General features: G+C 50.8%; 16 protein-coding genes. 13 read left to right on the forward strand and 3 right to left on the reverse strand.

The annotated features are described in order from the left end of the window. Window positions 1-30: 30 nt before the first annotated feature. The 9 genes from accD to DFR27_RS11410 all read left to right on the forward strand — a co-directional run bounded on the left by accD (window position 31) and on the right by DFR27_RS11410 (window position 9739). Window positions 31-897, forward strand: a complete 867-nt coding sequence (gene accD / locus DFR27_RS11370) for an acetyl-CoA carboxylase, carboxyltransferase subunit beta (protein WP_121877583.1) — start codon at window positions 31-33, stop codon at window positions 895-897. Next, on the forward strand, window positions 898-2157 hold the full coding sequence (folC, locus tag DFR27_RS11375; protein ID WP_121877584.1) for a bifunctional tetrahydrofolate synthase/dihydrofolate synthase: 1260 nt from the start codon (window positions 898-900) through the stop codon (window positions 2155-2157). Between the two features lie 7 nt (window positions 2158-2164). Continuing rightward, window positions 2165-2680, forward strand: coding sequence for an SPOR domain-containing protein (locus tag DFR27_RS11380; RefSeq protein WP_121877585.1), 516 nt, complete (start codon window positions 2165-2167; stop codon window positions 2678-2680). An 11-nt stretch (window positions 2681-2691) separates the two neighbouring features. Then, window positions 2692-3192 carry a CvpA family protein gene (locus DFR27_RS11385; RefSeq protein ID WP_121877586.1) on the forward strand — a complete coding sequence of 167 codons (501 nt, stop codon included), beginning with the start codon at window positions 2692-2694 and terminating at the stop codon, window positions 3190-3192. Window positions 3193-3194: 2 nt separating this feature from the next. After that, window positions 3195-4727, forward strand: a complete 1533-nt coding sequence (gene purF, locus DFR27_RS11390; RefSeq protein WP_121877587.1) for an amidophosphoribosyltransferase — start codon at window positions 3195-3197, stop codon at window positions 4725-4727. 62 nt (window positions 4728-4789) lie between these two features. After that, on the forward strand, window positions 4790-6004 hold the full coding sequence (locus tag DFR27_RS11395) for an O-succinylhomoserine sulfhydrylase (protein WP_121877588.1): 1215 nt from the start codon (window positions 4790-4792) through the stop codon (window positions 6002-6004). After that, window positions 6005-6916 carry an AAA family ATPase gene (locus tag DFR27_RS11400; protein WP_121877589.1) on the forward strand — a complete coding sequence of 304 codons (912 nt, stop codon included), beginning with the start codon at window positions 6005-6007 and terminating at the stop codon, window positions 6914-6916. After that, complete coding sequence (locus tag DFR27_RS11405) at window positions 6916-7860, forward strand: DUF58 domain-containing protein (protein ID WP_121877590.1); 945 nt, start codon at window positions 6916-6918, stop codon at window positions 7858-7860. The genes DFR27_RS11400 and DFR27_RS11405 overlap by 1 nt, the downstream gene beginning before the upstream one ends. Further along, complete coding sequence (locus tag DFR27_RS11410) at window positions 7853-9739, forward strand: transglutaminase TgpA family protein (protein ID WP_170150853.1); 1887 nt, start codon at window positions 7853-7855, stop codon at window positions 9737-9739. The genes DFR27_RS11405 and DFR27_RS11410 overlap by 8 nt, the downstream gene beginning before the upstream one ends. A gap of 161 nt (window positions 9740-9900) precedes the next feature. Here DFR27_RS11410 and DFR27_RS11415 read toward each other — a convergent pair whose 3' ends face one another. Then, a complete protein-coding gene (locus tag DFR27_RS11415) occupies window positions 9901-10902 on the reverse strand; it encodes a YheT family hydrolase (protein WP_121877592.1) in 1002 nt (333 codons plus the stop codon). Window positions 10903-11346: 444 nt separating this feature from the next. Next, window positions 11347-12804, reverse strand: coding sequence for an NAD-dependent succinate-semialdehyde dehydrogenase (locus DFR27_RS11420; RefSeq protein ID WP_121877593.1), 1458 nt, complete (start codon window positions 12802-12804; stop codon window positions 11347-11349). 579 nt (window positions 12805-13383) lie between these two features. Between DFR27_RS11420 and DFR27_RS11425 the strand changes: the two genes are divergently transcribed. The 3 genes from DFR27_RS11425 to DFR27_RS11435 all read left to right on the forward strand — a co-directional run bounded on the left by DFR27_RS11425 (window position 13384) and on the right by DFR27_RS11435 (window position 18381). Beyond that, complete coding sequence (locus DFR27_RS11425) at window positions 13384-13800, forward strand: hypothetical protein (protein ID WP_121877594.1); 417 nt, start codon at window positions 13384-13386, stop codon at window positions 13798-13800. Between the two features lie 223 nt (window positions 13801-14023). Then, window positions 14024-15244, forward strand: coding sequence for an efflux RND transporter periplasmic adaptor subunit (locus DFR27_RS11430; protein ID WP_121877595.1), 1221 nt, complete (start codon window positions 14024-14026; stop codon window positions 15242-15244). Window positions 15245-15252: 8 nt separating this feature from the next. Then, window positions 15253-18381, forward strand: coding sequence for an efflux RND transporter permease subunit (locus tag DFR27_RS11435; protein WP_121877596.1), 3129 nt, complete (start codon window positions 15253-15255; stop codon window positions 18379-18381). A 162-nt stretch (window positions 18382-18543) separates the two neighbouring features. Here DFR27_RS11435 and DFR27_RS11440 read toward each other — a convergent pair whose 3' ends face one another. Further along, a complete protein-coding gene (locus tag DFR27_RS11440) occupies window positions 18544-19629 on the reverse strand; it encodes an integron integrase (RefSeq protein ID WP_121877597.1) in 1086 nt (361 codons plus the stop codon). Window positions 19630-20381: 752 nt separating this feature from the next. On the opposite strand from DFR27_RS11440, the gene DFR27_RS11450 reads away from it, so the two are divergent. Then, window positions 20382-20819: a hypothetical protein gene (locus tag DFR27_RS11450; RefSeq protein ID WP_121877599.1), complete on the forward strand. Its 438-nt coding sequence runs from the start codon at window positions 20382-20384 to the stop codon at window positions 20817-20819. The last annotated feature ends 600 nt before the right edge of the window (window positions 20820-21419 follow it).

Raw genomic sequence — 21419 nt, forward strand, 5'->3', positions numbered from 1 at the left:
GTAGCTAAAGATAAAGTTGGAATTGCATCAATGAGTTGGTTAGACAAAATTGTCCCTGCAGTGCGTGGTAAAGATGACCGCGAAGCTGCCAATATTCCGGAAGGCTTGTGGAAGAAGTGTCCCAAGTGTGAAGCGGTATTATACCGCCCAGAACTCGAACGTAATTTGGATGTGTGCCCAAAGTGTGAGCACCACATGCGCGTTGGAGCTCGTGCTCGGCTAGATATCTTCCTCGACACTGAGTGGCGTGAAGAGATTGAACCGGAGTTGGAAACCAAAGATCGCCTTAAGTTTAAGGACGTCAAAAAGTATAAAGACCGCCTGAGCGCAGCCCAAAAGCAAACCGGCGAGAAAGACGCCATTGTTGCCATGAAAGGTTCAGTGAAGGGCGTTCCATGTGTTGCGGTAGCGTTTGAGTTTGCTTTCCACGGTGGCTCAATGGGCTATGCCGTAGGTGAGAAATTTACGCGTGCGGCAAACGTTGCTCTGGCTGAAGGTATTCCTCTTGTGTGCTTCTCGGCCACCGGTGGGGCGCGAATGCAGGAAGCGTTAATTTCCTTGATGCAGATGGCTAAAACCTCGGCAGTCATTGAGCGCATGAAGACTCAAGGTATCCCCTATATCAGTGTGATGACAGATCCCGTTTACGGCGGTGTCTCCGCATCGCTGGCGCTGTTGGGTGACCTCAATATTGCGGAGCCTGGATCGCGTGCTGGTTTCGCTGGGCCTTCAATCATTGAACAAACCATCCGCCAAAAGCTGCCCAAAGGTTTCCAGCGAGCAGAGTTCCTTTTGGAGCATGGCGCTATTGATATGATTGTTCATCGCGCAGAGATGCGTGACAAGTTGGCTGGAATCCTATCCAAGCTAACTCACCGAGAGGAGCCTTCGGCTTAAATGACGGCAAAGATGACGCTTCCCGAGTGGTTACTGACGCTCGAACAGCGTCATCATACCGCTATTGATATGGGTTTAAGCCGCGTTCGCCAAGTGGCCGAGCGTATGGGCTTAACCCGTCCCCACGGAACGGTAATCACCGTTGCGGGTACCAATGGTAAGGGTTCATGCGTTCGAACGCTTGAGACTTTGCTACGTGACCAAGGTTTTAGTACCGGCGCGTACACCTCCCCACACCTTCTTAAATACAATGAACGTGTTCGCCTGAACGCGCTTGACGCCTCTGATGAAGCTTTAGTTGCAGCTTTTGATGCGGTGGAAGCGGCGCGCGGCGACATTGGCTTGAGCTATTTTGAAGCCGGCACTTTAGCGGCCTTTTGGCTATTTGATCAACTTCGCGTTGACTTTTGGCTACTCGAAGTAGGCTTGGGCGGGCGCCTTGATGCCGTTAACATCCTGGACGCCGATATCGCTGTGGTGACCTCCATAGCCGTTGATCATGAAGCTTGGTTGGGTTCCGATCGGAGTCAGATTGCCCGCGAGAAAATGGGGGTGTCTCGTCCAGCTCGGCCACTTTTTGTAGCGGAACAGGACCCGCCTGAGGGGATGCGCGAACATGCCGAGCTGCTCTGCACAGAAGCTTATTTTGTTGGTCAGGAATTTAGCTTTCAGATTGAAGGTCCGTCACTATCACTTAGTTTGCCTGCACGAGACGGATCGCGCCTAACGTTGAGCGGCCTAGCCATTCCAGAGCTACCACTACCCTCGGTGGCAGCGGCGCTGGCTGTATGTCATTGGTTGGGACTGTTGCCCCAGGATAGACGCTTAGATAAGTTGCTCAGCGAGCTCAATTTGGCGGGACGCCTGCAGCGTATCGAAGCGGGCGGACGAATCTGGCTATTAGATGTGGGTCATAATCCGGCGGCGGCGGCCTATCTCATCCAGCGTAAAGCACTGCAGCGTGTAAAACGATTGGTGCTTGGGATGGTCCATGACAAAGATGTCAGCGCTACCTTAAAAGTCTTTGAGCCGCATTTTGATCACTGGTATTTCGCGACGCCGAATGCCCATGGTCGTGAGGCCAATGCGGAAGAATTACAGCGTTTAATCGCAAACACGCATGAAAGTCAAGCATTTGCCAGTGTGAAGGATGCCATGCAATCTGCATTGGATGAAAGCCGTCATGGGGATACAATACTTGTGGCTGGCTCGTTTTACACGGTCGGTGACGCATTAAATTGGTTGGCAACCATCAGCTAGAGACCCTATGAAAAAGTCAAAGCGTAAGTTAGGCTTTAAACTCGTTTTTCTCCTCGCAATAGGCGTCATTCTGCTACCTGCGCTTTGGGAACGTTTCCAGCTGGAACAGACTCAAGGGTCGTTGGTAATTCCACCGCCACCGCTTGATTATCGAGATCTAGCGCGCGATATCCCTATTATCCCCAGTCCAGACAGTGAAGACTATTTCAATAGTCTCTACCTACTTGATGAAAGTCGGGTGGTGGAGTCTGACGAGGTGAGTATTGATGACCTCGGAGATCAGCTACCGCGCGCTTGGGTTGTCTATGTCGAAGAATTTCGCGAAGCAGCCGATGCGCATGCTTTAGAGCAGCTACTTCGGGAGCGCGACCTCAACGCTTTTGTCACCCCGAATCGCAATGCGCCAGGCCCCTATCGTGTGATGATAGGGCCCATGATTGTATTTGAACGTGTTGTGGAAGTGCGAAATGTCCTGAGTACCGATTTGGGACTGGCAACTTCCATCATGAAATTTAAACCTTAGAGCACAAACATATGATGACAGTAGATTGGATAATCGTTGGTCTGATTGGTTTCTCCGCCTTGATTGGCGCCTACCGAGGTTTCGTTAAAGAAGCTATGAGTTTGGTAGGCTGGTTTGCATCCTTTGTTTTGGCAATGACCTTTGCCGATCAACTAGCACCTATGTTCACTGGGATCGAAGCGGGATCAGTTCGATATCTTGCCGCTTTCGGCGCCATCTTTGTGTTGAGTCTTGTAGCGGTTGCGCTCATAAATGGCCTGCTGTCGTTACTCATTGAAGCGACAGGTCTCTCTGGGACAGATCGGGTCTTGGGAGCGGTGTTCGGTTTTGCCAGAGGTCTTATTTTTATTCTAGCGGCGGTTGTTTTCCTACCAGGCTTGGTGCCAGTGGACCAAGACGGTTGGTGGCAGAGTTCGTCACTTATTCCAGAGTTCCAACAATTTGAAGGTTGGGCTCGTGATATTTTTCAGCAATTTTATTCTTGGCTGCAAAGCCTAATGGGGAGAAGTTAAGTATGTGTGGCATTGTTGGTATTATTGGCCAGAGCCCCGTCAACACGCAGATCTATGACGCGCTAACGCTGTTACAGCACCGTGGCCAGGATGCCGCTGGTATCATGACTAGTTCACGTGGCAAGTTTCAGCTGCAGAAGGCTAATGGGCTTGTGAAGGATGTTTTTCGCACCCGTCATATGAAGCGCCTAGAGGGTAATATTGGTATTGGTCACGTCCGCTATCCCACCGCAGGTTCTTCCTCTCCGGCATTAGCTCAGCCATTCTACGTTAACTCACCCTACGGTATTGGTATGGCCCACAACGGCAACCTGACGAATACGTCGGAGTTGGCGGAAGATTTGTTTCGAACTGACCTGCGTCACCTCAACACCGACTCTGACTCCGAGGTGTTGCTTAATGTTTTTGCTCACGAATTGGGTGATCTAAAGAAGCTGCGCCCAACTCCTGATGATGTCTTTACCGCCTTAACGGCACTCTACAAACGTTGCCGTGGCGCCTATGCTGCAACGGGTATGATTAGTGGTTTCGGTATTTTTGCTTTTCGTGATCCCAATGGAATTCGTCCGCTAGTATATGGCAAACGCGAAGCCGATAACGGAAGTATTGAGTATATGGTTGCCTCCGAAAGCGTGGCGCTAGATGTACTTGGTTTTGAACTCGTTCGTGATGTTCGCCCAGGTGAAGCACTGGTGATTACTGAATCGGGCAAACTATACACTAAGCAATGTGCTGAGAATTCAACGCTCACGCCGTGTATTTTTGAACACGTCTATTTCGCCCGTCCCGATTCTGTGATGGACGATGTGGTGGTGTATAAAGCTCGTCGTAGAATGGGTGAACGTTTGGCTGAGAAGATCAAACGCGAGTGGGCGGATCACGATATCGATGTGGTTATTCCTATTCCTGATACGTCTCGAGTTTCGGGTTTAGCCATGGCGCAAACCTTAGGTGTTAAATATTGCGAAGGTTTGGTCAAGAACCGCTATATTGGTCGTACTTTTATTATGCCAGGTCAGGCTCAGCGTAAGAAATCAGTGCGTCAGAAACTGAACTGTGTATCGCTGGAGTTTGAAGGTCGCAATGTGATGCTGGTGGACGATTCCATTGTCCGAGGTACAACTAGTCGACAAATTATTCAAATGGCACGTGAAGCCGGTGCGAAGAAAGTCTATCTTGCTTCAGCTGCCCCAGCCGTTAAGTTTCCTAACGTGTACGGTATTGATATGCCTAGCGCGGAGGAACTTATCGCTTCGGGACGAACCGTAGAGCAGGTTGAGCGCGAAATTGGTGCCGACAAGCTGGTGTATCAGGACCTTGATGATTTAATCGCCTGCGTCGACGGCATTAACCCAGACATCAAAGAGTTTGAGTGTTCGGTATTTAGTGGCGAATACGTCACGGGCGATGTTGATGCAGAATACTTGCTTCGCTTGGATGCCGCCCGTAATGATGCGGCAAAGAAAAGTGATGGCAATAAGAAAGAAGAAGATGAAGACGAAGCGGTAGTGGGTATTCACAACGAAGTCGACTAAGTTTCGTACCGCTTGTTGGCGTGGGCCGGCAAGCGGCAAGATGACGGAGAGGGTAGGTGAGCATGGATCGTAATAAACAGATGGCGGAAGGCCTAAGCGAGGCTCGCTTGGAAACCTTGGCGGTTAGGGCCGGGCACGAGCGAACAATGGAAGGCGAGCATAGCGAGCCAATTTATACCACCTCTAGTTACCTCTTCGATAGTGCCGCCGATGCCGCGGCAAGATTTAGCGGTGAGCGAGATGCTAACGTTTATTCGCGCTATACCAATCCAACCGTCCGTACCTTTGAACAGCGGTTAGCAGCAATGGAAGGCGCCGATGCAGCAGTTGGTACTAGTTCCGGTATGGCTGCCATCCTAGCCTGTTGTATGAGTTTTTTGGCCGCTGGTGATAAGGTCGTTTGCTCGCGGAGTGTATTCGGTACGACGACGGCTCTCTTTACCCGCTATATGACTAAGTTCGGTGTTATCACTGAATTCGTTGATCTATGCGATGTGAGCGCATGGGAAGCCGCCGTGGATAGCCATACCAAATTGCTGTTCATGGAAACTCCGTCTAACCCGACCAATGATGTTGTCTCAATTCGAAAAATCGCCACTATCGCGCAGTCAGTGGGCGCATTATTAGCGGTGGACAACTGCTTTAGCACACCGGCGTTGCAGCGCCCAATTGAGCACGGCGCTGATCTCGTGGTGCACTCAGCGACTAAGTTCCTTGATGGTCAAGGGCGAGTGGTGGGTGGCGCGGTTTGCGGACGCCAAGCGCTGATTGATGAACTAGTTGTTTATGTGCGAACCTGCGGCCCAACTATGAGTCCATTCAACGCTTGGGTGTTCCTCAAGGGGCTAGAGACGCTGAGCTTGAGAATGAAGGCTCATTCGGCCAACGCGATGGAATTAGCGCAGTGGCTGGAAGCGCAACCTTCCATTGGCAAAGTAAATTACTGTGGCTTGCCTTCGCATTCCTCCCATGCGGCTGCCAGCGAGCAGATGTCTGGATTTGGTAGTGTAATGAGTTTTACCGTTAGCGGTGGTCAAGCGGGTGCGTGGGCGTTTATTGATGCCACCCGTATTTGTTCACTGACAGCGAACCTAGGTGACGCAAAGACCACCATTGTGCACCCTGCGACCACAACACACGGGCGTATTAGCCAAGCGGAGCGCGACGCGGCCGGGATTAGCGATAACTTGATTCGTGTTTGCGTTGGGCTTGAAGATGTCGAAGACCTTCGTGATGATTTTATTCGTGGTCTCGCCGCCGCTGAGGCAGTCTCCTAAATGATCGCGGGCGATGTACTAAAGCAGCTTGACGCGGTAGTGCTGGGAAAATCCCAGCAAACAAAACTGGCGTTAAGCTGTTTGTTAGCTAATGGTCATCTATTGATTGAAGACTTACCGGGGTTGGGAAAGACCACGCTCGCCCAAGCGATGGCCAAAACGCTTGGGCTAAAGTTTAAGCGCGCCCAGTTTACCAGCGATATGCTGCCAGCCGACATCATTGGTGTGTCAATTTTTGATACCGCGAAGCAAGCGTTCAAGTTCCATCCGGGGCCGGTTTTCAGTCAGATGTTGCTGGCAGACGAGATCAATCGGACCCACCCAAAGACTCAAAGTGCACTGTTAGAGGCTATGGAAGAAAGACAAGTCAGTGTGGATGGAAAACGTTATCGTTTGCCGGAGCCATTTTTCGTTGTAGCCAGTCAAAACCCGCTGTCCCAGGACGGCACCTTTAATCTTCCAGAGTCGCAATTAGACCGCTTCATGATGCGCATTGAGCTGGGCTATCCAAGCCTTGAAGCTGAGCGAGCCCTGCTACAGGGACGCAACCCACGACAGCAGATACCCGCTTTGCCGGGGCTGGGAAATGCCGAGACGATTGCACAGCTCCAAGCACAGGTATCCGACGTGAAGGCCAGTGAGGCGCTTACTGATTACGCCTTGCGGTTAGTTCGTGCCAGTAGAGCATTGGGCGGTGTTCATCATGGTTTGTCTCCGCGTGGTGGCTTGGCGTTGATTCAAGCTGCCAAAGCTTGGTCCTTCGTTGAAGGTCGTCAGGTGGTGCTTCCTGATGATATTCAAGCCGTCTTCCATGCGGTGGTAGGTCATCGTTTACTCCCGCACGCAAGCGTTGCCGAGGCGCTTGAGGCAAGTACCAAGCTACTCGCCAGTGTTGACGTTATAGCTGCCTAATGAAGTTGGCTCAACGCTTTCAGCGCTGGGCTGTTCGCCGCAGTACCGCCGAGCACCAAATTGCTTTAACCCATCGTAATCTCTATATCGTTCCCACTGTTGTTGGCTTTTTCTGGCTGGCGGTTTTTGGCTTAGTTTGGGTGGGGGCGGCAAACTATGACAATAATCCGGCGCGGTTTTTGGCCTGGTGGTTGCTCAGTGTGTTTTTTGTCGCGATGTGGAAGACCCATCGCCAGCTGCAAGGTGCTAAGGTTCGGTTACTCTCCGTTAGTGAGGCTCCGGTGGATGAATTCGCGCTGGTCAAACTCCAACTTGAGGACGTACCCCACGGTATAGAAGTTCAGATTGATCACGGCGAGTGGCAGCGCTGGCCCAGTCAACAGTCAGTATTTAGTGGCCAAGTGACGGTACCGCAGCGGGGTTACTATGCGCTGCCGCCAATTAAGCTTCGCACCCAGTTACCCTTTGGTTTATTCCGTTGCTGGACAGTGCTGCGCTTTACCAAGCCTTGTATTGGTTATCCGGCACCGTTAGCGAGTGTTTACCTGCCGTGCTCTCAGCACGCCAGCGACGATGCTGAACAGGCAAGTAGGCAAGTCATTCATGGGAGTGGTGAGGACTTTAACGAGTTGCGCGCTTATCAACCTGGCGAACCGCTCTCGCGCGTTGACTGGAAGGCTTTGGCAAAGACTCAGCAGTGGTTCAGCAAACACTACGGTTCTCCAAGTGCAGGCGCTTGGATCTTAGATTTTGACCGTTTGAGTGGACAGGCAGAGCAACGTCTGTCAGTTCTTTGCTTCTGGGTACTTGCCGCTCAGGCTAGTCAGCAAGCACTTGGGCTTCGTTTGGGGCCACAGTATTTTGATTTAGCCAATAGCGAGCTTCACTACCGCCAGATTCTCAAAGCGTTGGCGCTCTATGGTATGGGTGAGTCCAATGGCTAAGTTACCTATCAATCGCTTTCAATTAGCGGCGCTAGCCGGTGTTATTATCTTTGCTTATCTACCGTTTTCCACTGAGTTGGCGTGGGGCGTTAATCTCGCCGTCCCCATTTTACTGCTAGCGCGCGTTGCGGTGAGCTTCGGATGGGTAGCAAGCTTGGCAAAGTATCAAAAGTTAGTGCTCGTGGTGGCGGGAATTAGCATCATCGCCATGAGTTACAGCAGTGTTTTCTCGCTTGATGCCATGGTGAGCCTATTGTTGATTATGTGGTCAGCGAAGTTCCTTGAAGCTCAGCGGCTCCGCGACGCTTATATTCTCCTCTTACTGGCGTTTTTCGTAGCCTTCTGTGGTCTGCTGTATGCGCAGACCTTATTGTTTAGCCTCTGGGCATTAGCGCTCTGTCTGGCCTCCCTGAGTATTTTGGTCTTTGTCCACAGTAATCGATTCCGGCAATCGCTGGCCACGGCCACATCAACGGGTATCGCGAGTCTAGTTATCGCCTCCATGCTCTTTGTGTTGCTGCCAGCGACGGGTTCGCTGTGGCAAATCCCGTTGCAACGTGACAGGGCGGTGACTGGACTCAGTGACCGAGTAAGTCCAGGTGATATTGCCTCGCTTGCACAATCTAATGCAACGGCGTTCCGTGTGGAGAAAGCACGCGGCGATTACCCACCTCCACGAGACCGCTATTGGCGGGCGCTGGTGCTTGATTATTTTGATGGCCGTGCGTGGCGAACCGGTAGGTACTCGCCGGCGGGCTATGCGCCTCAGCGGATGACGAACTGTGAACACAGCGACTACGAATATACGGTAACGGTAGAACCGCATTTTCAGCCTTGGTTGTTTCAGCTTCAGGGGGCTGACTCCCCCAGTGCTGAGCTACGCCGTTATAGCAATCAGACCTTGCGTGCGGAACAGCCACTGGCACAACGCCTAAGCTACCGGCTCTGTGAAGCGCAACAGCACGAGCTTGGCCAAGGATTGTTGACGCAGGATCAGCGCAACTATTACCTGCGGCTAAGCGACAACAACCCGATGGCAACCGCTTGGGGGCAAGAGTTAGCCCAATTAGCGAGCACTGAAGCCGTTGTTGAAGCGGTGCTACAGCACTATTTTTATAACGCTACTTACACCCTTGAACCGCCTGGTTTAGGTGCAGATTCCGTTGATGAATTTCTCTTTCAAACTCAACGCGGATTTTGTGAGCACTTTGCGTCGAGTTTCAGCTTTGTCATGCGTGCTGCGGGGATCCCGAGCCGTGTGGTGGTGGGTTATCAGGGCGGTGAGGAATCGCCATTTGAGCCGTACCTTCGGGTAGCTCAGAGTGACGCCCATGCCTGGGCGGAGATCTTTGTTGATGGACAGGGATGGGTGCAGGTTGACCCAACCGCCTATGTTGCCCCAGAGCGAATTGAGCGTGGTTTAGACGGCGACGGTGAAGCGGTAAGTTGGCTTGCTGACCAAGGTTGGCTGCAATCGTCCAGTAATGAACTGCTACGCCGTTTAGCGCTGCGCTTGGATGCGGTGAATTATCGATTTGCAAACTGGGTATCGGGTTTCAACGAGCAGCGACGTCAGGGCTGGCTGGATGGTGTTGGTATTGCCTCGCTATGGCAGAGTGCGGCCGTGCTATTCGCAGCGATACTAGTGTGTATTAGTGGTTCATTAGGCTGGCAAAAGTGGCGTGATAGACCGAGATATTCGGCCGCTGCGAAACGTTATCGCAGGGCCTTGAAGGTTGTTATGCGAAGTGGCATTCAACCAAACGCAGGCGAGACCCCACAGCAGTTTCTAACGCGAGTAGAGGCAACTGAACCCTCGCTGGCCAGTGCCTTAGCAATAGCGACTCAGCGTTACTACCAAGAAGAATATGGCGGCTGAAAAGATCGTTAGCCTGCCTGGCTCTGAGGGCACTTAAGGCGATTAATGAGCGAAGCTCAGGGTGCTCAAGGCGAGCGATGAGCGAAACTCAGGCCGCTCAAGACGAGCGATGAGCGAAACTCAGGCCGCTCAAGACGAGCGATGAACGAAACTCAGGCCGCTTAAGGAGATTGATGAGCGAAACTGCTCTGGGCAATTTCAACAATCCGATCCGAGGCCCACGAATCAAAACTCCAATCCTTAATAAACGCGCAGTGACCTCCGAACTGTTGAAGTTCGATACTGAGGTAGTCTGACTTAGCGAGTTCGCCTAGCTGCGCTGGTGGAATCATTGGATCATCGGCGGAAGTGATAATGGTAGTAGGTGTCTTTAAGTCCGCTAAGAAGTCGCCGACGATGGCATACGCTTCGAAATAATCATTTGTTTGTGCGAAGTCCGTATAGCCTAAGACAAAGAAATCATTCATTTGATCTAGCGTCTTAAGCTTTGGTAGCGCGGGGCCAAAGTCTAGACTTGGGAAGTGCGAGAGCTTGGTGTTCAGTGATTTCTTCCACTTACGGACAAAGTATTGCTCATACAAGCTGATGCCATTGTTGAGGGCTTCCATGGTGGTTGGCGGGTGAAGGACCGGGCAGATGGCAACGACTTGATGTAAATTAATACTGGCCTCATTGGCAAAGCGGGCCACACGCACGCTGAAGTTTCCTCCGAGCGAATAGCCACACAACAGATTATGCTGCCCACCCCACGCTTCGCAGGCTAGCTTTACCGCGTCTAATACTTCTTGAAGGCGCGTTGAGTTGAAAACTTCATCATTCAAATGATGGCTATCACCGTGGTCACGCAAATTCAGGCGCAACACATCATAGCCCGCGCTGAGTAACTTGCGGCCCGTTGATAGCACGTAAAGTGAATCCGATGAACCCTCCCAGCCGTGGAGAATAATAGCTAAGCCCTTGGTTTGTGCGGAAGAAACGGACGAGTGCTTGGTGAGATAAGCGAGGAGTTTGACTCCTTCAGGCGTTTCAATGACCACTTCCTTGGCGTGTTTCGTCAGTAGCTTGGCTCGCTGAGGTTCCAAAATTTTGCGTGGCCCCATACTAGATAAAATGGATTGAAGATGGGGATTGCTAAGTCCGCGAGCGGGGCGAAACGACGACATAATATAATTCCAAGGCGTTTATTCTAATAATATCTTGGCATTTTATCGTTAGTCGCTACCTCTTCGCTAGTTAGATAAACCGAAACGCAAGCTCAGACCTGATATTAAGGGGGCGCAAATTTCCATAGGCTTTTATAGTGGAACCAGGCGGCTTTACTTCGAGCGGTACGTTAGCACAGAGGCTACTTGGCGGAGTGTTGGGTAGTTCTTCTTCGGGTGAAACGTAGCGCTGGGATTATTTTTCCCCAGTGTTGGGTCTCTCTTCTTCGGGCGAAACGGAGCGGGGGTTACTTGGCTTAGTAAGCCAGTAGTAAGCCAGTAGTAAGCGGTGGGTTTTGGAGTAGATACAAAAAAGCACGCCAGTCATAAGCGTGCTCTGAGTCTAAAACGCAAGTGTGCTAAGTTGCTCAGCACGCTTGGTTAAAAAAATCAGTACCTTCGCGTTTATAGCCCACCCATGCATAGGTACTTAATTTCAGTGTAATCATCCATGCCATACTTAGAGCCTTCGCGACCGTTACCGGATTCCTTGACGCCTCCAAATGGTGCAACTTCCGTAGAGATAATTCCCTCGTTGATGCCGACAATGCCATAGTCCAGCTGCTCGGCGATTCGCCATACGCGGCCGATATCACGCGAGTAAAAGTACGAAGCCAAACCGAACTCGGTATCGTTTGCCATAGCCACTGCTTCTTCATCCGTTTTAAAGGTGAAAATTGGTGCGACAGGGCCGAAGATTTCCTCGCGGAAAACTTTCATGTCCGTGGTTACATTGGTTAGAATTGTAGGTGCTACGAAACAGCCACCTAGTCCGCCATCATTGCCGCCCGCCGCAATAGTTGCACCTTTGCTTACCGCGTCATCAATGAAAGTTTTCACGGTGTTTGCGGCCTTCTCATCAACCAGAGGACCCACCGTAACACCCTCAGCAAAGCCGTCGCCCATCTTCATTTCGGCAACCGCAGCGGCTAGCTTGGCGGTGAATTCTTCCGCCACGGATTCTTGGATCAAAAGACGGTTGGCACAAACGCAGGTTTGACCGGCGTTGCGGTACTTAGACATCATTGCACCTGCAACGGCCGCGTCAATGTCCGCATCGTCAAACACGATGAATGGTGCGTTGCCACCCAGTTCCATTGATGTACGCTTCACGGTCTGTGCACACTGTGCCATGAGGTGTTTGCCTACTGGTGTTGAGCCAGTGAAAGTAACTTTTTTAACAATTGGGTTACCGGTTAGTTCATCGCCGATTTCCGAGGTACGCCCAGTGATCATGTTAATTACACCGGCTGGGATGCCTGCGCGCTCAGCAAGTACGCCAATAGCGTAGGCCGATAGCGGCGTGGCGTTTGCTGGTTTACATACCACGGTACAACCGGCGGCTAGTGCTGGTCCCAACTTACGACCTAACATAGCCGATGGGAAGTTCCATGGAGTAATTGCGGCAACCACACCAATACCTTGCTTAATAACTACCATGCGCTTATCGGGCGTTGGCGCTGGAATAACATCACCGTAAAGACGTTTGCCTTCCTCGGCGAACCACTCCAAGAAACTGGCGCTATAGGCTACTTCGCCTTTTGCTTCGGCCAGTGGCTTACCTTGTTCGGCGGTCAGAATGGCGCCCAAATCATCCTGGTTTTCCATCATTAGGTTGAATAGATTACGGAGTAATACCGCTCGTTCCTTAGCGCTTTTGCCACGCCACGCAGGAAGCGCTGCTTCTGCCGCTTCGATGGCGCGTTGAGTCTCCGCTTGGCCGCCTTTAGCTACTTTGGCTACGATCTCACCGGTTGAGGGATTAATCACGTCAACGGTTTCACCTGAATCAGCGTTGACCCATTGACCGTTAATGAGCAGCTTTCCCTGGAGTAGGGAGGGATCTTTTAGTTGTAGTGCCATGTCAGCCTCCAAGCATTATTAAGGTTCGATCAACGAGAAACGTCTATTTATCAGTTCAAATGTGACTATCAGTTGATTTTATTGAACGGGTGTAAAATATATTAATCAGCGCAGTTTACTTTTCAAATGAGTTTATCGCAACCTAAATGAATGTGCAGTCATCTTTGTGTTGTTGAAGTGAAAAATTTCAATACTTCAATACTTCAATACTTCACTCAGCGCGAACGAGGCAGTCAGCCGAATCCTGTAAACGCTACACCACAGCGCTCCATGCGACTTCACCGCGACGCCACAGCACTCAAAAGCACTCAAAAGCACTCAACGACACCCGGTAGTGTCACTTGTTCGTATTAGCTCGGCTAGTATCGTTTCATCTGTCGCAACGTTGCCACCCGTATTTACCCGCAATGAGATGTATTAGGTTTGCAAGCTGAGGTCGTTATCGGAAGATTCGGCCTGCAAGCTGAGGCCGCCTTCGGAAGATTAGGTTTGCAAGCTCAGGCCGCCTTCGGAAAATTCGGGTTGGCTTATGACTGGTCATCACGCTAAAGTGTTTGTTAAAGCATTGTGGATCTTTCTATGAGAACAGTTTTGGTAGCCTGGTTGTGCGTGGTGTTGGCAATATTATCGCCGGCTACGCTCGCGTGGGCGCCCAATATGGCGTCTCAGCACACCATGATGAAGAGTGATTCAGCGGCTATGCCAAGCCAAAACAGTGTACAGATGCTCCATAGCGAAGATTCGCCCAGCCACCCAGCACACCACGGGGAATATCCCCGTAGTAGTTCAGCCAACCACGATTGCTGCGCTACGGATGTGGTAGGTAGTCCGCTGATGTCAATAAACTGCTTTATAGATTGCTCCGCGTTAGGCTTTGGCCTTCTGGTGATGAGCAGTCAACCACTGCTGCAGTTCAATCAAGTCCTTGCTATTACACACACACCCGTCCCTATCGCGTCACTCCCCACAGAGCACCTTCGCCCTCCAATTCAATAGTGCCCAATTTGATGGTTAGCCGTTAGCAGAATGAGTTGACGGTTGGCTCTCGTTCGTTACTAGAGCGCGTTAAGAGTAGCTGTTAAGTTTCCTCGCAGGTGGCCGTATTATGGCCCTAACGCTCGCTAGTAGGCGCTGTGATTAGACACTAAGTGTCTTCTTCAATAGGCCGAAATGGTCTAAGCGCGCATTGCAAATATTGTTAGTTAGATCAGGTTTTCGCATGAAGAAACTCGTTTTTGGCGCCTTAGTGGGTGTCAGTTTATTCGCAGCTGGTTGGCTTGCCCAACCGTTACTAAGCAGTCATTCTACGGCTAATCATAGCGGGCTGACAGCCGTGCCCTCCGAGCCTTCGGTGGCGGAAAAAGAACCGCTGTACTGGGTGGCACCAATGGATAGTAACTACCGGCGAGACGGGCCCGGCAAGAGCCCAATGGGTATGGACCTAGTTCCAGTTTATGAGGAGTCTGTTGAGGGTTTGGTACAAATTGACCCCGGTTTTCAAGCGAACTTTGGCATTACAACGGTGACAGCCCAGTCAGGACGGCTGGCACTGGCAGTAGAAACCGTGGGGTTCGTGGATTATGCCGAGGACGATGTAAGTCATGTGCATTCGCGGGTTGAAGGGTGGATTGAGAAGGTTTATGTGTACGCCGTGGGTGATGAGGTTCGCAAAGGCGAGCCGCTGTTTGAACTCTACTCACCGGAAGTTGTTTCGGCGCAGAATGAACTGATTGCCAACGTGCAGCGCAACAACACCGCGTTAATCGCGGCCACTGAACGCCGTTTACAGCTCATGGGCCTAGATAGTGAAACCATTGCGAATATAAAGCGCGGCGGTGAGGTGGTGGATTCTATTGCCTTCTTGGCACCGTCCGATGGCGTAGTCACTTCGTTGATGGCTCGTGAAGGGATGTACGTTGAGCCGTCGTTAGAGTTGCTCTCGATAGCTGACTTGAACGAGGTTTGGGTGCGGGCAGAGCTCTTTGAGCAGCAGCAAGCCTGGGTTGAGCAGGGGCAAGCAGTAACCGTGACGGTTGCGGGACTGCCTCGTAGGCAATGGGAGGGCGAAGTTGATTATATTTACCCGGTGGTCAGTAACGCACTGAGAACGGCGCAACTTCGCGTGGTACTTACAAATCATGACGGAGCGCTAAAGCCGAATATGTTCACCCAGCTACGTATTGAAGCCGGTGTTACCAAGTCTGGCATTGTGGTGCCTGAGCAGGCGCTCATAAAGGGTGAGCGTAGTGATCGTGTGGTCATTAGGGTAGGCGAAGCGGGCTTCAGAAGTGTGCGAGTCCGCGCTGGGCTGTCTGCCAATGGTGAAGTGATTATCCTGCGAGGATTGTCCGAGGGTGACCAAGTGGTAACGTCAGGGCAGTTCTTGATTGACTCAGAATCAAACATCTCCGCGGCTTCAAACCGCCTTAACGGGCAATAGGTGGAACGATGATTAAATGGATCATTAATCTTGCTATTGCCAACCGTGGATTTACCTTGCTGCTGGCGCTGTTGTTATTAGTTGCTGGGCTGGTTGGCGCGAAGCGTTTGGCTGTGGACGCTATACCCGACTTATCGGAGGTTCAAGTCATTGTTAAAACCAGTTACCCCGGTCAGTCGCCAGAGGTTGTGGAAGCTCAAGTTAGCTATCCGCTGACCACCGCTTTACTGGCGGTGCCGAAGGCGAAGGACGTACGGGGGTTTAGCTTTTTCGGTGACAGCTTTATCTATGTGATTTTTGAGGATGGTACAGATCCCTACTGGGCCCGATCACGAGTACTTGAGCGCCTTGCGCAGGTGGGAAGTGAGCTGCCCCCAGGTATCAATCCTTCACTCGGCCCCGACGCGAGCGGGGTGGGTTGGGTGTATCAGTATGCGCTGGTAGATGAAAGTGAACAGAGCACGCTAGCCGAGTTAACGAGTCTTCACGACAACTTCATTCGCTATCGTCTACAAAGCGTGGACGGAGTGGCAGAAATCGCTACCGTTGGCGGAATGGTTCAACAGTATCAGGTCATTGTGGACCCTAACCAACTTCGCGCCTACAACTTGAGCTTGCAAGATGTAGAACAAGCAATCAAAGGTGGCAATCAGGAAATAGGCGCTTCGGTGATTGAGATGGCTGAAGCCGAGTATATGGTTAAGCTGTCTGGCTATATTCAGTCTCTTGATGATTTGAAGGCAATCCCATTGGGACAAATCCACAATGGGGCGAGTCTGCAATTGGGTGATATCGCGCAGTTGCGACTGGGCCCTGAGATGCGCCGCGGCGTTGCCGAATTGAATGGAGCTGGCGAAGTGGTAGGCGGTATTGTGGTAATGCGAAGCGGTGAAAATGCGCTGGAAACCATTGACGCCGTCAAGGCAGAAATCGCTAAGCTTGCACCTAGTCTACCCCCAGGCGTGGCGATTAAGGCGGTTTATGATCGCGCTCAGCTCATTGAGCGAGCACAGGAAAATTTAGTTGATCGTCTAGGCGAAGAGCTATTGGTGGTAGCGCTTATCTGTGGCCTTTTTCTTTGGCATTTCCGCTCCACCTTAGTCATTGTGATAAGCCTGCCGCTAGGTATTGTGGCGGCCGTAGGTATTATGAGCGCGCAGGGTATCAACGCCAATATCATGAGTCTGAGTGGTATAGCAATTGCAATTGGCGCGATGGTTGATGGTGCCATTGTGATGGTGGAGAACCTCCATAGGCATCTTAGTGATAAACGCGGTCGATCTCACTGGGCGTGCGTTAGCGATGCCGCAGTGGAAGTTGGGCCGCCACTGTTCTTCTCTCTGCTTATTATCACCGTTAGCTTCCTGCCGGTGTTCGCGCTAGAAGGCGCATCGGGCAAGCTGTTTGCGCCGCTGGCGTATACCAAAACCTATGCCATGGCGGTTGCAGCTGGTTTAGCGATCACCGTGGTCCCAGTGTTGATGGGATATTTGCTTCGCGGTGACGTTCAAGCGCCAACGTATGGTGGTCTGGGGCACAAAGTCAGCAGCGCATATAGATGGTTACTTACCAGGATGCTGCGGACCCCGGTGCTCTGGATTCTGGTGTTTGGTGTGCTGGCGGCCAGCGCTTGGTATCCGGCGAAGCAATTAGGCCAAGAGTTTATGCCGCCACTGAACGAAGGCGATATTCTCTATATGCCCACGGTTGATGCCGGTATCTCTATTGGTAAAGCTCGCCAATTACTGCAGCAGACCGATAGGCTGATTGCGCAAATACCAGAGGTAGCAAGCGTGTTTGGTAAAGTAGGAAGAGCGAGCACCGCAACCGATCCCGCCCCGTTGACCATGATTGAAACGGTGATTCAATTGAAACCGCGAAACGAATGGCGCGAAGGGTTGAGTTATGATGATTTGCTTGCCGAACTTGATCAGCAAGTAGCCCTTCCAGGGCTCAGTAATGCTTGGGTAATGCCTATTAAAACGCGTATCGACATGCTGTCGACGGGTATTAAGACGCCTGTGGGATTGAAAGTATCTGGGCCGAACTTGGCTGAGATTGAGACACTTTCGCAGCAAATCGAAGCACTGCTGAGCGAAGATGAGCAGACCGAGTCCGTTTACGCAGAGCGTCCGGTAGGTGGGCGCTATATTGACATTGATATTGATAGAAATAAGGCGGCCCGCTATGGCCTTAATATCCAAGATATTCAGAACGTGGTCCGCTACGCGGTGGGCGGTATGAATGTGAGCTACAGCGTTGAAGGTGTGGCGAGGTATCCAATCAATCTACGTTACCCTCAGCACTATCGCTCGTCGGATGATCGCCTGGCGGAGTTACCTATTGTGACCCAATCTGGTGCAAGGGTGGCGCTTGGTGATGTGGCGCGCGTAAGCATCAAGGCGGGCCCTGGGGCCATTAAGACCGAGAACGGGCTACCTACTGCCTACATATATATTACCCCAGTAGGCGATGATATTGCTGGCTACGTGGCCAGTACGGAGGCCTTGCTAAGTTCGGAATTGAAGGTCACTGCGGGCTACAGTTGGCAGTGGGCTGGACAGTTTGAATACCTCGCGGAAGCGAAACAAACACTCCAACTAATTATCCCACTTACGCTGACAATCATTGTGGTACTGCTGTACTTGGCGTTTCGATCGACGATTGATGTGATGCTGATTGCAGTCTGTTTGCCGGTTGGTGTAAGCGGTGGGGTTTGGGCTCTGTGGCTATTAAACTACAATCTATCTATTGCGGTTGCCGTGGGCTTTGTTGCACTGGCTGGCTTGGTGGTTGAGCTGGGCGTGTTAATGCTTAGTTATCTTAAGCTGTCCGAAGCTGCGGGGCACGAGTCTGTGCAAGCTTTCGATACTAGCGAAACTCTGCAGGTGGGCTTGATTGTGGAAGGCGCAGCGCGCCGTCTTCGGCCGATTTGCATGACGGCGGCAACGGTTATCTTTAGCTTACTCGCCATTATGCAAAGTACCGGTTCTGGGAGTGAGACCATGCAGCGGATTGCGGCCCCTATGGTTGGCGGCATGATTAGCGCGATGCTCGTGACACTTATTGTGATTCCATTGGCGTATGCGGTGACACGGCGCGGGCGTACTTCAGCGCGAGCCTCCGAGATACAGTAGCAGCGATAGGGATTCTAACGACGGGCTAGTTCGTTAGTTTAGGGGCTCATGTCGATATTATCGGCGGGCTAGTTCGTTAATCTAGCGGGCTCTTAACGATATTAACGGCGGCTAGTTCGTTAATTTAGGGGCTCATATCGATGTTAAAACCGAGCTAGTTCGTTAATCTAGCGGGCTCTTAACGATATTAGTAATCCCGCCTGCAGTATGCAGATAAATCTGGGTTGTACGGATATCCTTATGACCCAGCAGTTTTTGGACTGTGGAGATATCAACGCCTCGTTGGATGAGTCGGGTTGCAAAACTGTGGCGAAAGGTATGCGAAGACGAGCGCTTGCCAATGCACGCAAGGCGAATTGCCTTGCGTACCGACTTCTGAATACTCGTTTCATGAATGTGATGACGCACCCATTCACCACTTACCGGTTCGCGAGCTAGGCGAGTTGCTGGGAAAACGAATTGCCAATGAAGTGACCGTTGCTCCGTGGGGTACTTTCGAGCCAAGGCATTGGGCATAGATACCTTACCAAACCCCTGCGCGATATCATGATCGTGGAGCGCTTGTATCTTAGCTAGGTGCTCCTGAAGCGCCGGAATAACCGATTGGGGTAGTAGGGTGATTCGATCAACCTCACCTTTGCCTGCTCGAATCACAATTTGACCGGCTTGAATGTCCACGTCCTTTATACGTAATCGGTAGACTTCACTCAGACGAAGGCCCGAGCCATACATCAATTTGCCCATTACTTGGTAGGGACCCTGAAGGTAGCTAATTACCCGCAGCGCTTCTTCGTGAGTAAATACCTCGGGCACTCTTGCTTCGCGCTTAACTCGAATAGCTTGGACATTATCAAAGGGAAGTAGCAGGACCTCTAAATAGAGGAACCTAAGCGCGTTAAAGGCAATGTTCTGAGTGGCCTTAGAGACAAGGCGATGCTCAGCAAGATGCGATAGAAAGGCTTCGACATCTCGCTCATTTAGTGCGCGAGGATGCTTGAAGTTGAAATACTTAAGATACTGCCGAATCCAATGCCAATAGGTTTTTACTGTTCGGTGAGAAAAGCCGCGCTGACGACAGCGATTGCGGTACAGTGTTTGCAGGCGTGGCTCAGCGCCCGAATAAGATGGAGGCTCATTCTCAATGCGGCGCTCATCTGGGTTAAGGTAACCGGTGATAAGCTCCGAACGAGCAAAGCTTGGCTGCCCACCGCCCCCAACATCACCCCAAACCCCTATAACTCTGCTCATTCTTCATAACCCCCAAACCAAGAATCAGGCGAGATTCCGCCTTTTCATCTAGCTAGTGCCAAATTTCACCTTCCGCTGAACCGAAGCGGAACCCCAAAACAACGCCACTAGACTTTGATTTTGTGGGGCTCAAGATAGCACTTCATTTCATGATATAAAGCTACCTAAAAGCCTAGTTCTCAAATAACGGGGCTATAAAGACAAGGGCTACACCTAATTCAATAACCAAGCATCCAGTTTGAAAATTATCCTTTTGATTTTGTGGGGTTTTCTGTAGTCTAATGGACTAAACAACAAGCTGGTGGCGTTACTATAAAGCGCAACGAGCTATCGAAACGGGATCTGGTATTCCGTAGACTAAATTAGTTATTACTATTGAGGATTGATTATAGTGAACTCTCTTAAACTAGGATTGGCGATAATTTTGATATTCCTTCTGTCCGGTTGCGATAGCAAGGAGAACAAGACGATTGAATTTGAAGATGCAACAGTCTTGTTTCAGCACGAAAGTAAATTGTTTTGGATAAGCGGAAATATCTCCGTTGAATTTATGGACGAGTACATTCGAGTAGAGAATTCAACAACTGACACGGTTCACTATATTCCTCATGAGCGGATAACCTATATCGGCGAAGCAATTGAAATAAGGTAATAACAAACGCAGGCAGCGGACAAATTTTCTGCTGCGCGTCAAATTAGCTCGCTGCTGCGAGCGTTATGAGTCCTTTTGTAGATAAACGGAGCAAAACCTTATGAAACTGACCCTCCTAGTATTGGTTGTGCTCCTAGTTGGCTGCACGAGTGCTGGGATTATTGATGCCAATGGTCCAAATAATTACACATTTCGAACTATCAATGCTTTAAATGCCGGTGATCGAATAAAGTTCGACGTTCTTAAAATTGCACCTACAGAAAACCTTCATTTTTATCTGTGTCGTTTAGAGTGTCGTCAGGCTCGGGAAATAGCTCATTACAAAGGGTCGGACTTTGGGGAAATAAACGAAGTTGAATTCACAGCTCCCAAAACCGGTAGCTACTATTTTTGGCTCCGCGATTCAGAAAAAGAGGGAGAGGAATCAGCCATACCTGTTGTAGGAGAGTCTTTTGACCCTAACAGAATGATAGAAGAGATTGACTTCAAATCGGGTAGTATTTTAATAGTTCACCCTAATGTTACTAGTCAGTTATAGATGAATACGAAATCGCAACAATTATTAATGGACACATAACAAACAAAGTCAGCGTCGCCCTTCGGGCTGGACGCGCTAACGCGCGCCGCTGCTTTGGGCGTTATAGATATCAAATGGAGTTGAGAATGTTGTATCCGAAGTCAATTGCTACCCTAGGACTCCTGATCATACTTGCAGGATGTTCTGGTATGTCTCAACCTAGCAGTCAACCTGACAGAGAGCCGATATCAGTAGAAGAAGCTTTGTCTCTGATAGAAGAGCGTTGCGCCATTGATCCCAGTGATGTACTAAAAGTGACGATTCGTGGGGGCCGCGATGATGATTCGCTTTTTAAACGTTTTAGATGTGACCGATTTGAATCTGAAATTCAGACAGTTGAGTCGTTGATACAATCATTCGATGGAATTCAAAGGGTGCGGTTAGAAAATCATCGCAATGTTCTGTTGGACGTATCTATAACAATGCCGTCAACCTAGACGGCCAAGAATTGGCCGCAGGTTACGGCGGCGTTATATTCGGCCCATTATCGAGCCGAAATCACCGGGTTCGACAGGTTCGTCGAGCGACGGTGCCTTGAAAGTATAGTTATCGAGTGGCGAG

This window comes from Umboniibacter marinipuniceus, assembly GCF_003688415.1.
Taxonomy (GTDB): Bacteria; Pseudomonadota; Gammaproteobacteria; order Pseudomonadales; family DSM-25080; genus Umboniibacter; species Umboniibacter marinipuniceus.

Coding starts and splice junctions, on each gene's coding strand:
- accD (WP_121877583.1), top strand. CDS start 31: ATGAGTTGGTTAGACAAAATTGTCCCTGCAGTGCGTGGTAAAGATGAC.
- folC (WP_121877584.1), top strand. CDS start 898: ATGACGGCAAAGATGACGCTTCCCGAGTGGTTACTGACGCTCGAACAG.
- DFR27_RS11380 (WP_121877585.1), top strand. CDS start 2,165: ATGAAAAAGTCAAAGCGTAAGTTAGGCTTTAAACTCGTTTTTCTCCTC.
- DFR27_RS11385 (WP_121877586.1), top strand. CDS start 2,692: ATGATGACAGTAGATTGGATAATCGTTGGTCTGATTGGTTTCTCCGCC.
- purF (WP_121877587.1), top strand. CDS start 3,195: ATGTGTGGCATTGTTGGTATTATTGGCCAGAGCCCCGTCAACACGCAG.
- DFR27_RS11395 (WP_121877588.1), top strand. CDS start 4,790: ATGGATCGTAATAAACAGATGGCGGAAGGCCTAAGCGAGGCTCGCTTG.
- DFR27_RS11400 (WP_121877589.1), top strand. CDS start 6,005: ATGATCGCGGGCGATGTACTAAAGCAGCTTGACGCGGTAGTGCTGGGA.
- DFR27_RS11405 (WP_121877590.1), top strand. CDS start 6,916: ATGAAGTTGGCTCAACGCTTTCAGCGCTGGGCTGTTCGCCGCAGTACC.
- DFR27_RS11410 (WP_170150853.1), top strand. CDS start 7,853: ATGGCTAAGTTACCTATCAATCGCTTTCAATTAGCGGCGCTAGCCGGT.
- DFR27_RS11415 (WP_121877592.1), bottom strand. CDS start 10,902: ATGTCGTCGTTTCGCCCCGCTCGCGGACTTAGCAATCCCCATCTTCAA.
- DFR27_RS11420 (WP_121877593.1), bottom strand. CDS start 12,804: ATGGCACTACAACTAAAAGATCCCTCCCTACTCCAGGGAAAGCTGCTC.
- DFR27_RS11425 (WP_121877594.1), top strand. CDS start 13,384: ATGAGAACAGTTTTGGTAGCCTGGTTGTGCGTGGTGTTGGCAATATTA.
- DFR27_RS11430 (WP_121877595.1), top strand. CDS start 14,024: ATGAAGAAACTCGTTTTTGGCGCCTTAGTGGGTGTCAGTTTATTCGCA.
- DFR27_RS11435 (WP_121877596.1), top strand. CDS start 15,253: ATGATTAAATGGATCATTAATCTTGCTATTGCCAACCGTGGATTTACC.
- DFR27_RS11440 (WP_121877597.1), bottom strand. CDS start 19,629: ATGAGCAGAGTTATAGGGGTTTGGGGTGATGTTGGGGGCGGTGGGCAG.
- DFR27_RS11450 (WP_121877599.1), top strand. CDS start 20,382: ATGAAACTGACCCTCCTAGTATTGGTTGTGCTCCTAGTTGGCTGCACG.